General features: G+C 64.3%; 16 protein-coding genes and 1 pseudogene. 7 read left to right on the top strand and 10 right to left on the bottom strand.

What is annotated here, in order from left to right; genetic code table 11:
- Positions 1 to 8: 8 nt before the first annotated feature.
- From AC56KW_RS19555 to gpmA, 6 genes are all read right to left on the bottom strand, one after another.
- Complete coding sequence (locus AC56KW_RS19555) at positions 9 to 488, bottom strand: GspH/FimT family pseudopilin (protein ID WP_497172337.1); 480 nt, start codon at positions 486 to 488, stop codon at positions 9 to 11.
- A gap of 8 nt (positions 489 to 496) precedes the next feature.
- Positions 497 to 934 carry a type II secretion system major pseudopilin GspG gene (gene gspG, locus AC56KW_RS19550; RefSeq protein ID WP_497172336.1) on the bottom strand — a complete coding sequence of 146 codons (438 nt, stop codon included), beginning with the start codon at positions 932 to 934 and terminating at the stop codon, positions 497 to 499.
- Positions 935 to 1128: 194 nt separating this feature from the next.
- Positions 1129 to 1899: a HesA/MoeB/ThiF family protein gene (locus AC56KW_RS19545; protein ID WP_497172335.1), complete on the bottom strand. Its 771-nt coding sequence runs from the start codon at positions 1897 to 1899 to the stop codon at positions 1129 to 1131.
- A gap of 34 nt (positions 1900 to 1933) precedes the next feature.
- Positions 1934 to 3406 (bottom strand): S41 family peptidase, encoded by a 1473-nt coding sequence (locus tag AC56KW_RS19540; RefSeq protein ID WP_497172334.1) that lies wholly within the window; start codon positions 3404 to 3406, stop codon positions 1934 to 1936.
- Positions 3407 to 3429: 23 nt separating this feature from the next.
- Positions 3430 to 4884: a murein hydrolase activator EnvC family protein gene (locus AC56KW_RS19535; RefSeq protein WP_497172333.1), complete on the bottom strand. Its 1455-nt coding sequence runs from the start codon at positions 4882 to 4884 to the stop codon at positions 3430 to 3432.
- Positions 4885 to 4902: 18 nt separating this feature from the next.
- On the bottom strand, positions 4903 to 5649 hold the full coding sequence (gene gpmA / locus AC56KW_RS19530; RefSeq protein WP_497172332.1) for a 2,3-diphosphoglycerate-dependent phosphoglycerate mutase: 747 nt from the start codon (positions 5647 to 5649) through the stop codon (positions 4903 to 4905).
- Between the two features lie 86 nt (positions 5650 to 5735).
- Between gpmA and AC56KW_RS19525 the strand changes: the two genes are divergently transcribed.
- The 5 genes from AC56KW_RS19525 (at position 5736) to AC56KW_RS19505 (ending at position 8631) form a co-directional block, all read left to right on the top strand.
- Entirely contained in the window at positions 5736 to 6137 is a 402-nt protein-coding gene (locus tag AC56KW_RS19525; RefSeq protein ID WP_497172331.1) for a rhodanese-like domain-containing protein, read from the top strand.
- A gap of 47 nt (positions 6138 to 6184) precedes the next feature.
- A complete protein-coding gene (gene grxC, locus AC56KW_RS19520; RefSeq protein WP_005663754.1) occupies positions 6185 to 6448 on the top strand; it encodes a glutaredoxin 3 in 264 nt (87 codons plus the stop codon).
- A 135-nt stretch (positions 6449 to 6583) separates the two neighbouring features.
- Complete coding sequence (gene secB / locus AC56KW_RS19515; protein ID WP_137172500.1) at positions 6584 to 7045, top strand: protein-export chaperone SecB; 462 nt, start codon at positions 6584 to 6586, stop codon at positions 7043 to 7045.
- Positions 7046 to 7125: 80 nt separating this feature from the next.
- Complete coding sequence (locus AC56KW_RS19510) at positions 7126 to 7581, top strand: SH3 domain-containing protein (protein WP_497172330.1); 456 nt, start codon at positions 7126 to 7128, stop codon at positions 7579 to 7581.
- An 18-nt stretch (positions 7582 to 7599) separates the two neighbouring features.
- Entirely contained in the window at positions 7600 to 8631 is a 1032-nt protein-coding gene (locus AC56KW_RS19505) for an NAD(P)H-dependent glycerol-3-phosphate dehydrogenase (protein WP_497172329.1), read from the top strand.
- A 180-nt stretch (positions 8632 to 8811) separates the two neighbouring features.
- Here AC56KW_RS19505 and AC56KW_RS19500 read toward each other — a convergent pair whose 3' ends face one another.
- The 4 genes and pseudogenes from AC56KW_RS19500 to mscL all read right to left on the bottom strand — a co-directional run bounded on the left by AC56KW_RS19500 (position 8812) and on the right by mscL (position 11533).
- A complete protein-coding gene (locus AC56KW_RS19500; protein ID WP_497172328.1) occupies positions 8812 to 9189 on the bottom strand; it encodes a cupin domain-containing protein in 378 nt (125 codons plus the stop codon).
- A gap of 14 nt (positions 9190 to 9203) precedes the next feature.
- Positions 9204 to 9898, bottom strand: a pseudogene (locus AC56KW_RS19495) (DUF2461 domain-containing protein).
- 28 nt (positions 9899 to 9926) lie between these two features.
- Positions 9927 to 11117: a Do family serine endopeptidase gene (locus tag AC56KW_RS19490; RefSeq protein WP_497172327.1), complete on the bottom strand. Its 1191-nt coding sequence runs from the start codon at positions 11115 to 11117 to the stop codon at positions 9927 to 9929.
- Positions 11114 to 11533: a large conductance mechanosensitive channel protein MscL gene (mscL, locus tag AC56KW_RS19485; RefSeq protein ID WP_497172326.1), complete on the bottom strand. Its 420-nt coding sequence runs from the start codon at positions 11531 to 11533 to the stop codon at positions 11114 to 11116. Before mscL ends, AC56KW_RS19490 begins: the two co-directional genes overlap by 4 nt.
- Positions 11534 to 11758: 225 nt before the next feature.
- Here mscL and petA point away from each other — a divergent pair, with 225 nt between their 5' ends.
- Together petA and AC56KW_RS19475 are read left to right on the top strand one after the other, a co-directional pair.
- Positions 11759 to 12373: a ubiquinol-cytochrome c reductase iron-sulfur subunit gene (gene petA / locus AC56KW_RS19480; protein ID WP_497172325.1), complete on the top strand. Its 615-nt coding sequence runs from the start codon at positions 11759 to 11761 to the stop codon at positions 12371 to 12373.
- A gap of 2 nt (positions 12374 to 12375) precedes the next feature.
- Positions 12376 to 13788, top strand: coding sequence for a cytochrome b (locus AC56KW_RS19475; protein WP_497172324.1), 1413 nt, complete (start codon positions 12376 to 12378; stop codon positions 13786 to 13788).
- The last annotated feature ends 27 nt before the right edge of the window (positions 13789 to 13815 follow it).

Raw genomic sequence — 13815 nt, 5'->3', positions numbered from 1 at the left:
GGTTCGGTTCATTCGACGGTAAAGTGGCCGACGCCATCGGCCCGGATCGCGACCGCATTCGCGCCCGACGCCAGGGTCAGCACGAAGGGACGGTCGACCGGCTCGCGGCCGAACGTGATGCGCAGCATATCCGGGCCGCTGGTGCCCGACGGCTCGAGCAGGAGGCGCAGCGGCGGATTCTTGAAGCTACGTTCGCGCAACAAATCGTCGCGCGTGACCGGGACCCAGCCGGTGTCGCCGCGCACCATGAAGCGGTAGCGCTCGCCATTCGCCTCGAAGGCGACCAGGCGGTTGCGCACGATCGCTTCATCGCGCGCCAGTTGCAGCAGCAACGCGATGCGCTTGGCCTCGTTCTCGAGGTCCTGGCGCGGGCTCGGGATGGCGTTCAGCGTGGCCAGGCCCAGCGTGATGCCGATGATGACCATCACGACCAGCAGCTCCACCAGGGTGAAGCCGGTGGATGAGCCCCGTGCGCGCCAGGCGGGCATGGGGAAACTCAGTGCCAGGAACCGACGTCGGCGTCTTCGCCGGTGCCGCCCGGCTGGCCGTCGGCGCCATACGAGAACACGTCGATCTCGCCTTTCACGCCAGGAGACAGGTATTGGTAGGCGTTACCCCAAGGATCCTTCGGCAGCTTTTCGATATAGCCGCCGTCTTTCCAGCCATTGGCGGCTGGGCCGCCGGTCGGCTTGGCGATCAGCGCATTCAGGCCCTGCTCGGTGGTCGGATAGCGCTGGTTGTCGAGTTTATAGAGCTTGAGGGCCTGCATCATGGTGGCGATGTCGACCTTGGCGGCGGTGACCCGCGACTCGCCGGTACGGCCCAGCAGCTTGGGTACGACCAGGGCGCCGAGGATGCCGATGATCACCACGACGACCATGATCTCGACCAGGGTAAAGCCGCGGGCGCGACGTTGTGTGCGTTGGAAATCCATATGCTTAGTGGGTTAGGCTGGTGAATCGGTGATACCGGGATAGTATAAGTCCGAAATATGACAGGACCATACTACGGATGAAACTGCGTACAAACTGTGCGAATCGCGACCATCGCTACGGCGGCGAGTATGCAATTGTAAGCTACCTACGCCCATCACGACACTTTGGATCCGCACCCTTAAGGCGGGCTTCATCAAACCGGATCGTGCTTGCTGCCCTGCATGGCGCACACCGGACAGGCGGCATTGCGCCCCACCCCGACCCCGGTCCATTCCATCGCTTTTCCGTCCAGCATGAGGAGACGGCCGACCAGGGGCTCGCCTATCCCTGCAATCAATTTCATCGCCTCGGCGGCCTGGACCGCGCCGACGATGCCGACCAGCGGCGCGAACACCCCCATGGTGCTGCAGGCCACGTCTTCGAAACCGCTGTCTTCGGGGAACAGGCAGGCGTAGCAGGGCGCGTCCGGCTGGCGCGGGTCGAACACGGATAGCTGGCCGTCGAAGCGGATCGCCGCTCCCGACACCAGCGGTACGCCGGCCGCCACGCAGGCGCGATTGACGGCGTGGCGGGTGGCGAAGTTGTCGCTGCAGTCGAGCACGACCGTGGCGGTGCGGGCCAGCGCCAGCAGGCGTTCGGGGCCGGCCCGCTCGCGCAGGGCGACGACCTCGATCTCGGGATTGATCGCCAGCAGGGCGTCGCGGCCCGAATCGACCTTGGGCTGGCCGATGCGTGCGGTGGTGTGCATGACCTGGCGCTGCAGGTTGGTGAGATCGACCATGTCGTCGTCGACCAGGGTAATGCGGCCGATGCCGCCGGAGGCCAGGTACAGCGCGGCCGGCGAACCGAGGCCGCCGGCGCCGATCACGAGGGCGTGGGCGTCCAGCAGGCGTTGCTGGCCTTCGATGCCGATGTCGTCGAGCAGGATGTGGCGCGAGTAGCGCAGGAGTTGGTTGTCGTTCATGTAATGCGGGCCGGCATGCGCCGGTCCGGTAACCTTACTTCTTCGGCGCCGCCTTCAGTTCAGGCGGCTTGTGCTCCGACCCCGGCAGCGGCGCCGGCGCGGGCTTGTCTTCATCGGGCACGTCCTTGGCCAATTGCACCGGCTGACCCTTGAAGTGCCTGATCGCCTGCGCCAGCTGGAAATCGTCCTGGCCGCCGAACTCGATCGGCTTGCGGTCTTTCAGCAGGGCCAGCGCGCGTTGCTGCTGCGCCAGGCTGCCGTTCTGGTCCTTGGCAGGCGCTTCTTTCTTCTCGCCCTCGGCCATCAAATGGCGTTGCAGGTCGGCTTCGCGCACGCGCAGGGCGTTCAGCAGATCGCCTTCAAGCGTCTCGTCGACCCGCATATCGGGTTCGATGCCGGTGGCCTGGATCGGCCGGCCCTTGGGCGTGTAATAGCGCGCCGTGGTCAATTTGATCGCGGTGTCCTCGGACAGCTGGCGCAAGGTCTGCACAGAACCCTTGCCGAAGGTGCGGCTGCCCATCACGATGGCGCGCTGGTAATCCTGCAGCGCACCGGCCACGATTTCGGACGCCGAAGCCGAGCCGCCGTTGACCAGCACCACCATCGGCACCGATTTGAGGCCGGCCGGCAAGCCGGCCAGTGGGTCGCCGCGCTGGGCGTAGAACTCGCGCCGGCCATAGAAGGCCTGGTTCGAATCGGCTACTTGCCCCTTGGTCGACACGATCACCTGGTTTGGCTGCGGCAGGAACGCGGCCGAGACCCCGATCGCGCCCGGCAGCAAGCCGCCCGGGTCATTGCGCAGATCCAGCACCAGGCCCTTGATATCGGGTTGTTCGGCGTACAGTTCCTTGGTCTTTTTGGCCAGCTCGTCCAGGGTATTCTCCTGGAACTGGCTGATGCGCAGCCAGGCGTATCCCGGCTCGACCATCCTGGCCTTGACGCTCACTACCTTGATTTCCTGGCGCGCGATCGGCACCACCCAGGGTTTGTCTTCGCCGGGACGGGCAATGGTCAGGGTGACTTTGCTGCCGACCTTGCCGCGCATGCGCTTGATCGCCTCGTCGGACGACATATTGCGCACCGGGACGTTATCGATGCGGGTGATCAGGTCGCCTGGCTTGATGCCGGCCTTGAAGGCGGGCGTGTCCTCGATCGGCGACACCACCTTGATATAGCCGTCCTCGTTCGAGATCTCGACGCCGACGCCGACGAACTTCCCCTGCACCGCCTCGCGCATGTCGCGAAACGCCTTCTGGTCGAGGTAGACCGAGTGCGGGTCGAGCGAGGCGACCATGCCGCCGATGGCTTCGGACAGCAGTTTCTTGTCCTCGACCGGTTCGACATAGTCGGTCTTGATCAGGCCATACACATCGGCGAGCTGGCGCAGCTCGTCGAGCGGCAATGGCGCACCAGTCTTTTGCGCATGGGCCGACAACTGGAACGATGCCGCCACGCCGACCAGGACGCCTGCCCCGACCAGCCCGAAATGCTTTGCTTTCATGCCCATGTTGTACCTTGTTATGGTCCGACCTAGAACCTGACCCAGCCCGCCGGATCGATGGCCTTGCCGCGATGCCTGAGCTCAAAGTATAGCCCCGATTCCTCGTTGCCGCCGGTGTTGCCCGCACTGGCCACCGCCTCGCCGGCGCGCACGCTGTCGCCCGGGCGCTTGAGCAGCGACTGGTTGTTGCCGTAGATCGACAGGTAGCCGTCGCCGTGGTCGATGATGATCAGGTTGCCGAAGCCGCGCATCCAGTCGGCGTGCACCACCCGGCCCGGGGCTACGGCGCGCACCTCGGCGCCTTCCGGAGCCTTGATGAAATTGCCCTTCCAGGTCGGGCCGTCGCCGCGGCGCCCGCCGAAGCGGGCCACGACGCTGCCGTTGACCGGACTTGCCATGCGGCCCTTGAGCGCCGTGAAGGAACCGGACGCGGCGGCCGGCCCCAGAACCGGCGGTGGCGGTTCGTTCACCCTCGGATCTTCCTGGACCGGTTCCTGGGCCAGGATCGGCGCTTCCTTGATCGGCTCGGGCATCTTCTGCGGCTTGGCGCCCGGCTTGGCGTTCTCGCGCGCGATGCGCTCGCGTTCGCGGTCGCGCTCGGCCTTCTCGGCGGCCGCCTTCGCACGCGCCGCCGCCAGGGCCTTGGCTTTTGCCTCGGCCGCGGCCTTGGCTTTGGCGCGCGCCGCGGCCAGCGCGGCCTGGCGCTTGCGCTCGGCTTCTTCCTGCTCGCGGATCAGGCGCTCGAGGCGGGTGACCAGCCCCGACATGCGCTCTTCGTCGCGCTCCAGGCGGTCGGCCTGCTTGCGCTGGTCGGCCAGGCGGCTCGACAGGTTACTCAGCAGCGCCGCGCGCCTGGCTTTTTCCTTTTCGAGCAAGGCCTTCTGGTCGAGCTGTTCCTGGGCGATTTCTTCCAGCTCCAGTTTGGCGTTCTCGACCTGGTCGCGGTTGGCCTCGACCCGGGCCAGGTTGCCACGCAGCGAACCGAGCAGGCGCGCCTGGGCTTGCGAAACATAGGCCATCAACTGCAGGTCGCGGCTGATGCGGTTCGGGTTGTCGCCCGACAGCAGCAGCTTGATCCGGTCTTCGTTGCCAGCCACATAGTGTTCGCGGAGCAGCTTGGCCAGCTGCTTTTGCTGTGCAGCAATGGTCTGGTTGAGCTGTTCCTGTTGCGCGGCCAGGTCTTGCAGGCGCGTGTTGGTGCTGCCCTGCTCTTCCTGCAGTTCGCGCAGCGCCCGGTTGGCGTCGGAAATGGCGGCCTCGGACTCGGCCAGCGTGTCGGCCGCGTCTTCCTTGGCGCTTTCGGTCTGGCTGATGTCGCGCTTGATCGCCTGTAGCTTTTGCTGGATGCCGGCGCGCTGCTTCTCAGCCGCCACTTTCTGGCGGCTGCGCTCGGTCTGGCGCTGGGCCCAGGCGTCCGTTGCGAACGCGCCGGACAGCGCGACCGCCAGCAGCGTGCACAGCAGCGCGCTACCAGCTCCCTTCATGGATGGCAAACGCAAGACTTACTTTGCCTTCCCTTGGTTGGCCACGGCCGCCATGGCGGCGGCGATCGCTTCCTGGTCGCCCAGGTAGTAATGCTTGATCGGCTTCAAGTCGGCGTCCAGCTCATACACCAGCGGCTGGCCGTTGGGGATGTTCAGGCCGACGATGTCGGCGTCGCTGATGTTGTCCAGCATCTTGATGATGGCGCGCAGGCTGTTGCCGTGGGCCGAGATCAGGATGTTCTTGCCGGCGCGGATGGCCGGGGCGATTTCTTCGTCCCAGGCCGGCATCACGCGCGCCACGGTGTCCTTCAGACATTCGGTCAGCGGGATCTGGTCGTCGGTGAGTGCCGCATAGCGCGGGTCGCCGAACGAGGTGCGTTCGTCGTCCTTTTCCAGCGCCGGCGGCGGGGTGTCGTAGCTGCGGCGCCAGACCAGCACCTGCTCGTCGCCGAACTTGGCGGCGGTCTCGCCCTTGTCGAGGCCCTGCAGGGCGCCGTAGTGGCGCTCGTTGAGGCGCCAGTCGTTCTTGACCGGCAGGTACATCGCGTCCATCTCGTCCATGGCCAGCCACAGGGTGCGGATGGCGCGCTTGAGCACCGAGGTATACGCCACGTCGAAGGTGAAGCCGGCTTCCTTGAGCACGCGGCCGGCGGTTCTGGCCTCGGCCACGCCTTTCTCGGTCAGGTCGACGTCGGTCCAGCCGGTGAAGCGGTTTTCCAGGTTCCAGGTGGATTCGCCGTGGCGCATGAATACGATCTTGTACATGGTGTCTGTTCTCGCAAAGTCAGATTGAAGTCCGGTTCCTCTTCTATTTTATAATGCCCCGATTCACTTCAACCAACGGAACCCTTGTGAATTTCATACTCGATAATATTTTCATCGTGGCGATCGCCGTCATTTCCGGCGCCGCCCTGCTGTGGCCGGCACTGGCGCCGCGCGGAAAACGCGCGACGCCGCTGCAGGTGACGCAGATGATTAACCGCGGCAAGACCACCGTGGTCGACGTACGCAGCGCGGAAGAATTCGCGGCAGGCCACCTGCGCGACGCGAAACACATCCCGCTGGCAGACTTGGGCAATCGCATCGGCGAACTGGACAAGTCGAAGAACCGTACCGTCGTGGTGGTGTGCCAGACCGGCGCACGCGGCGACAAGGCCGCGCGCCAGTTGCAGGCGGCCGGTTTCGAAGACGTCCACAGCCTGGAAGGCGGTCTGATGGCCTGGAAGGCTGCAGGCCTGCCGGTCACCAAGTAAACCCGCCGGCCCGCTTGTCGGGCCCGGCAGACACGAAAGGATTCATCATGACAGCCCACGTCGTTCTCTACCACACCGCAGCCTGCCCTTATTGCGTGCGCGCCGAGCGCTTGCTCGAAGCCAAGGGCGTGCATGACATCGAACGCATCCGCGTCGACCTCGACCCGGAACAGCGCCAGATCATGATGCAGCGCACCGGCCGTCGCACCGTTCCACAAATCTATGTCGGCGACACGCATGTCGGCGGTTTCGACGACCTGTATGCGCTGGACCAGGCAGGACGCCTGGACCCGATGCTCAAGGGCGAGTAAGCTTATTGGGCTGAACGCGGCGGCGGGCCGAGAAGCCGCTATTGCTTCCAAGTTGGTTTTGCTACAATTGTCGTCGCGTTTGACCCAAGCACCCGGGATGGCCAGCCGTTCCTCACTATTATTAGAAAGCGTTCCATGTCTGACGAAACTCTGCAACCAGTATTCCAAATCCAACGCGTCTACCTGAAAGACATGTCGCTGGAGCAACCGAATTCGCCTTCGATCTTCCTGGAACAGGAAGCGCCGGCAATCGAAGTGTCGCTCGACGTCGGCGCCGAAAGCATCGCCGAAGGCATCTACGAGTCGACCGTGACGATCACCGTCACCGCCAAGGTCAAGGACAAGGTCGCGTTCCTGGTGGAAGGCAAGCAGGCTGGCATCTTCGAAGCCCGCAACATTCCTGCCGAGCAGATGGATCCGCTGCTGGGCATCGGCTGCCCGAACATCATCTACCCGTACCTGCGCGCGAACATCGCCGACGTGATCAGCCGCGCCGGCTTCCCGCCAGTGCACCTGGCCGAGATCAACTTCGAAGCGTTCTACCAGCAGCGCGCGCAGGCCATGGCCGAAGCAGCTGCCGCCGCACCGGCAAACTAAGCATCATCTTCACGGACGCGGCCAAGGCCGCGTCCGTGCCAGCCCTCCGGCGTCGCGGTTCACCCACCATCAGGCCCGCCATGCTTTCTCCCCGACTTCTTGCAGGTGCCCAGCTGTTCGCGCTGACAGTGCTGGCCGCTCCGAACGCGTTCGCCTTCGATTTCAAGACGGTCGGTACCGCCACGGCAATCCTGTACGAGACGCCGTCGGCCAAGGGCAACAAGCTCTACAAGGCGCCGCCCGGCATGCCGCTCGAGGTCATGATCGCCTATGGCGACTGGGTCAAGGTGCGCGATGCGAATGGCGACGTGGCCTGGACCCCGGCGAAGTCACTGGCGGCGCGGCGCAATGTGCTGGTACGCAAGCCCGGCAGCCGCGTGCATGCGGGCCCCGCCGAGACGTCGACCGTCCTGATGACCGCGGACAAGGGCGTCCTGCTTGAACTGGTCGATCCGACGGCCCTCGTCTGGGCGCGCGTGCGCCACCGCGATGGCGTCGACGGCTATATCAAGGTCTCGGACGTCTGGGGCCTGTAAATCCACTCCAGGAGTTTCATGCAACAGAATAAACCCACTACCAAGATCACCGTCCTCGGCGCCGGCGCCTGGGGCACCGCCGTCGCCATCGCGCTGGCAGCACGCCACGACGTGCTGCTGTGGGGCCGCAATCCGCAGCAGATGGCGGACACCGACGCGGCGCGCGACAACCGGGCCTACCTGCCCGGCCATCCGCTGCCTGCGTCGCTGCGCGTGAGCGCCGACTTCGAGGCGGCGCTGGCCCACGTGGCGTCCGGACTTGACACAGGCGCGCCTCTTCTGATCCTGGCCTGCCCGGTGGCCGGCCTGCGTCCGCTGCTGGAGCAGTTGCGCGGGCGCGCCATCCCCAACGTCGTCTGGCTGTGCAAGGGCTTCGAAGCCGGCACCGGCCTGCTGCCGCACCAAGTGGTGGCGCAGGTGCTGGGCGACAGCGTGCCGGGGGCGGCGCTGTCCGGCCCCTCGTTCGCCCAGGAAGTGGCGCGCGGCCTGCCATGCGCGCTGACGGTGGCGTCCGCGAATGCCGAACTGCGCGAGCGCGTGGTGGCGGCGGCCCATGGCGACAACCTGCGGGTCTACTCGCACGACGACCTGGTCGGCGTGGAAGTGGGCGGCGCGGTCAAGAACGTGATGGCGATCGCCACCGGCGCCGCCGATGGCCTGGGCCTGGGCCTGAACGCGCGCGCGGCCCTGATCACGCGCGGCCTCGCCGAGATCACCCGCCTTGGACTGGCCCTGGGCGCGCAGCCGGGCACCTTCATGGGGCTGTCGGGGATGGGCGACCTGATCCTGACCTGCACCGGTGACCTGTCGCGCAACCGGCGCGTGGGCCTGGCGCTGGCCGAAGGCAAGGCGCTGGCCACGATCGTGACGGAGCTGGGCCATGTGGCCGAAGGCGTGCCGTGCGCCAAGGCGGTGCGCGAACTGGCGCGCCGGATGGACGTCGACATGCCGATCACCGAGGCGGTGGCCAGCGTGCTGTTCGATGGCGTCGACGCGGCGCAGATGGCGGCGCAGTTGCTGGCGCGCGATCCGCGGGTGGAATTGGCATGATCTGGCGTGTGTGTGTCGCTGCGGTCAATGCACGCGGCTGTTCATGCTGACTTGAATCCCCGCCCCCGCGGGGATGACGTCTGGATGCTGCGGACTATGGCCTGACAACGCCCCGCTACCGATGCACGGCGTCCCCGCGCAGGCGGGGAGCCAAGTCCAGCCGCAAACCACCGCTTCCAGTCACTGAGGCGGCGCCCCGCTCGGGTCGTCGCTCGGCCCGCCCGAGCGTACGGGCCCCATCAGGATGGTCATCAAGGCCACCGCATCGCTCACCGCGCGGATCGTGTGCGGCACGCCGCCGGCCAGGTAGACCATCTCGCTCGGCTGCAGGTTGGTGGTCTTGTCATGCGCATCGACCGCGATCTCGCCTTCCAGGCACACGATGGTCACTTCGCCATCGACCCGGTGTTCGGGAATCGGCCGTTCGACCGGCAACACCAGCCGGATCAGTTCCATATGCTCGGTCTTGACCAGGGCCACCGAGGTGAAATGGGCGATGTCGTCGTCGCCGCGTTGCAAAGCAATCTTTTCGCCGGATACTGCGTGATGCAAGGCCATGTCGCCCTCCTCTATTAGCTTGTCGCTTCGTCTTGCGGTTCGGGCACGCTGCGCAACCAGCTGACCAGCGCGTAGGCGTCCTGGAATCCTTGCGCCAGCCGCGGCACCAGTTGATCCGGTGCGTTCAGGTCCAGTTTCACCTCGGTCCACACGAAAAAGCTTTTCAGTTTCAGGTAATCGACATGCGGGTGATCGGGATCGAAACCCTTCGGTGGACGCTGCAACTTGTCCTCTTCCAGCATGTCATTGTAGGTGGCGCGAAGATGCTTATTCTTCAATACTTTGGCGAAACCCGTCGCATCGTTGACGACATGCTCGCGGATCGCCTTCAGGCGCGGCGCCGGCGGCAGGTACTCGCCCACGCCAAAGCCCAGCGTACCGTCGCGCTCGAGTTGAAAATAATAGGTCGAACCGCCGCCCGCGCTCGGACGACGCTTGTCGTGCGGGGTAATGCCGGCCGAGAAGCGGGTTTTATACGGTGTCTTGTCCTTCGAAAAACGGGTGTCGCGATGGATACGGAACATCGCCTTCTTCGGATTGCAGGCGGCTACCTGCTTGTCGAATTTCGTCAGGGCCTTGATCAATTCGGTGACCATTTCCTCGAACTCGGTACGCAAGATGTCGTAACGCGGCTTATTCCAAGAAACCAGGGCCGGTTATTGTTTTCGCTCAGTTCGGTCAGGTATCGGGTCAGGTCGCGCAAGTGCATGGTGGTTCAGGGATTCGGTAACAGGGGTTTATTGCGGTTGACGCGGGCGGCGGCCCACCGTCACGGCGAACGTGGTTTCGCGCTGCTTGCGCAGGATGGTCATTTGCGCCTTGGCGCCGGGCGCGAGCTGGGCGATCAGGTTCAGCATTTCGCTGGTATCGGCGACCGGTTCGCCGCCCACGGCCACCAGGATATCGCCCGGCAAGATTCCAGCACGGTCGGCTGGCCCGCCGCGCACGACGCCGGCAATAATGGCGCCGCTGCGCTTGGCCAGGCCGAAGCTGTCGGCCAGCTCGGGCGTGATGTCTTGCGATTCGATGCCGATCCAGCCGCGCACCACGCTGCCATGCGTGACGATCGAATCGAGCACCATCTTGGCAGTGGAAACGGGAATTGCAAAGCCAATGCCGACCGAGCCGCCAGTCTGCGAATAGATCGCCGAATTAATGCCCAACAAATGGCCGTCGGTATCCACCAGCGCGCCACCCGAGTTGCCGAAATTGATGGCGGCATCGGTCTGGATGAAATTCTCGAAATGGTTGATATGCAGGTTGTTGCGGCCAAGGGCCGAGATGATGCCCAGGGTGACGGTCTGGCCGACACCGAAAGGATTGCCGATCGCCAGCACCACGTCGCCCACGCGTGCCTGCTCGGGATCGCCCAGCACCATTACCGGCAGGTTGCGCTCGCTTACGCGAATCACGGCGAGATCGGTCTCGGGATCGGTGCCGACCAGGCGCGCGGAAGCCTTGCGGCCGTCCGCCAGGCCGACCTCGATCGCGTCGGCCCCCTCGATCACGTGGAAATTGGTCAGGATATAGCCGTCGCTGCTGACGATGACGCCGGAACCCAGGCTCGCCAGTTGCTCGTCGGGCGGCGCACGGTCACCGAAGAAGCGGCGAAAAAATGGGTCTTTCAGCAGCGGATGCGACTGGCGCGACGCCTTGCTGGTGTAGATATTCACCACGGCCGGCATGGCCTTGGCGGCGGCGTCGCGGAAGCTCCCGGCCGCCGCGCGTGACGGTGCCTGCAGCATTGGCACCGGGTTGCCCGGCGTGCCGACCGCGACCGACTCGGGCTTGCGTTCGAGCCAGTCGGGACGCAGGGCGGCCACGACGAACCAGACCGCCAGCGCAATCGTTACTGCCTGCGCGAACAGCAACCAGAAGCGCCGTACGGGGTGCGTACGCCGGAGTTCGCGGACGATATCGTCTTTCACTTTTTGAGGGAATCCCGGATTTCGCGCAGCAGGACAATATCTTCTGGCGTGACAGGTGCAGCCGGCTTGGCCTCTTCGACCGGGCCACGCAGGCGGTTAATGATGCGCACCATCTGGAAAATGATAAATGCCAACAGGATAAAATTCAGCAAGATGGTCAGGAAATTACCATATGCCAACACAGCGCCAGCCTTCTGCGCCTCCGCTAAGGGAAGGTTATAGCCCTGGTTGTTGAGCGGAATATAATAATTGGCGAAGTCGAGGCCACCAAGCATCGCGCCGAGCGGTGGCATCACGATGTCCTTGACCAGCGAATCGGTGATGCGCGCGAAGGCGCCGCCGATGATCACGCCGACGGCAAGGTCGATTACATTGCCGCGCATCGCAAACTTCTTGAACTCTTCCATCATCGCCATGTTGGGGCTCCCTCATTGTTGTTGATACAGCATTTTGCATGATACCCGAAGGCTCTGGAGACTGTTTTTCAGTCAAATGCTGCAACAGCACAAAAGACCGTTTTTTCTAAAGCATGTAGCCCAGACAATTTTTTTCCCTCAGGTATTGCCGTTCACATATAATTTTGGATGCTGGAAGCTCGCTATTAATTCTTAAAATTCGTATATTCACGGAGTGGGGTTGGTATGAGTAATGAAAAGCAGGTCGATTCGGGCCGACGCGGATTGCTGGTCGCGACGTGCGCGGCCGGTGGCGTGGTCGGCGTGTCCACGGCGGGAGCCCTGGTCAGCACCTTCCAGCCTTCCGAACGCGCAAAAGCGGCGGGAGCCCCGGTCGAAGTCGACATCTCCGACGTCGCTCCCGGTGAAATGAAAGTCGTCGAATGGCGCGGCAAGCCAGTCTGGATCCTGCGCCGCACCCCTGAAATGATGGCCACCCTCGAGAAGGACCAGGGCGAACTGGCCGATCCCGCCTCCGACAAGATATTCCAGCTGCCGATGCCGGAATACGCCAAGAACCCGTTCCGGTCGCGCGCCGAGCACAAGGAAGTGCTGGTGACGGTCGGCATCTGCTCCCACCTGGGCTGCTCGCCCTCCTCGCGCCTCGCTTCCGGCCCGCAGCCGAACCTGCCGAATGACTGGCCGGGCGGCTTCCTGTGCCCCTGCCACGGTTCGACCTTCGACCTCTCTGCGCGCGTGTTCAAGAACAAGCCGGCGCCGACGAATATGGATGTCCCTCCGTATATGTATCTCTCCGATAACAAGCTGGTGATCGGCAAAGACGAGAAAGGCGAGGCATAAAAATGGGTGCATTCAAGGAGACCACGCTACCCGCCGACGCACCGGTGGCCGAGAAAGCCCTGGCCTGGGTTGACGACCGCTTCCCCGCCTCGAAGCTGTGGAACGATCAATGGGGCAAGTACTACGCCCCCAAGAATTTCAATGTCTGGTACCTGTTCGGCTCGCTGGCGGCCCTGGTGCTGGTGCTGCAGATCGTCACCGGCATCTTCCTGACGATGCACTACAAGCCGGACGCCGCGCTGGCCTTCGGCTCGGTCGAGTACATCATGCGCGAAGTGCCGTGGGGCTGGCTGGTGCGCTACCTGCACTCGACCGGCGCCTCGGCTTTCTTCATCGTGGTCTACCTGCACATGGCGCGCGGGCTGATGTACGGCTCGTACCGCAAGCCGCGCGAGCTGGTCTGGCTGTTCGGCTTCGGCATCTTCCTGTGCCTGATGGCCGAAGCCTTCTTCGGCTACCTGCTGCCATGGGGGCAAATGTCGTACTGGGGCGCCCAGGTGATCGTCAACCTGTTCGGCGCGATTCCCGTGATCGGCGAAGACCTGTCGCTGTGGATCCGCGGCGACTACGTCGTCTCGGACGCCACCCTGAACCGCTTCTTCGCCTTCCACGTGATCGCGCTGCCGCTGGTGATCATCGGCCTGGTGGCCGCCCACCTGACGGCGCTGCATGAAGTCGGCTCGAGCAACCCGGACGGCATCGAAGTCAAGGAACACCTGGGCCCGGACGGCCATCCGCTCGACGCGATCCCGTCGCACCCCTACTACACCACCAAGGATTTGTTCGGCGTGTCGGTGTTCCTGCTGCTGTTCTCGGCGGTCGTGTTCTTTGCACCCGAGATGGGCGGCTACTTCCTGGAGTACAACAACTTCTTGCCGGCCGACTCGATGAAAACCCCGGCCCACATCGCGCCGACCTGGTACTTCACGCCGTTCTACTCGGTGCTGCGCGCCACCACGGCCGACTTCATGTACGTGCTGATGGGCGCAATCGCCCTGTATGTCGCCTTCATCTGGCTCAAATCGCGCCTGGCCTTCCGCACCAAGGCAGTCATTGCCGTGGTCGGCCTGGTCTTGATCATCGGCATGCTGCCGCAGGTGCTGGATGCGAAATTCTGGGGCGTGGTCCTGTTCGGCTCGTCGGTGATGATCATCGCCGGCCTGCCATGGCTCGACCACTCGCCGGCCAAGTCGCTGCGCTACCGTCCGAACTGGCACACATGGGTGTATGCCCTGTTCGCGCTGGTGTTTGTGACCCTCGGCTACCTGGGCACCCAGTTGCCGACCGCCGCCTTCACGCTGATCTCGCAAGTGTGCACGCTGGCCTACTTTGCGTTCTTCCTCCTGATGCCGTGGTGGAGCACGATGGGCACCTTCAAGCCGGTGCCGACCCGTGTCACCTTCACCCCGCATTGATCACCGGACAAGAGCACAAGGACACGA

The organism is Telluria sp. RT2P19, assembly GCF_059685725.1.
Note: the sequence above shows the minus strand (reverse complement) of the source record. Positions and strands in the feature narration are given on the sequence as shown.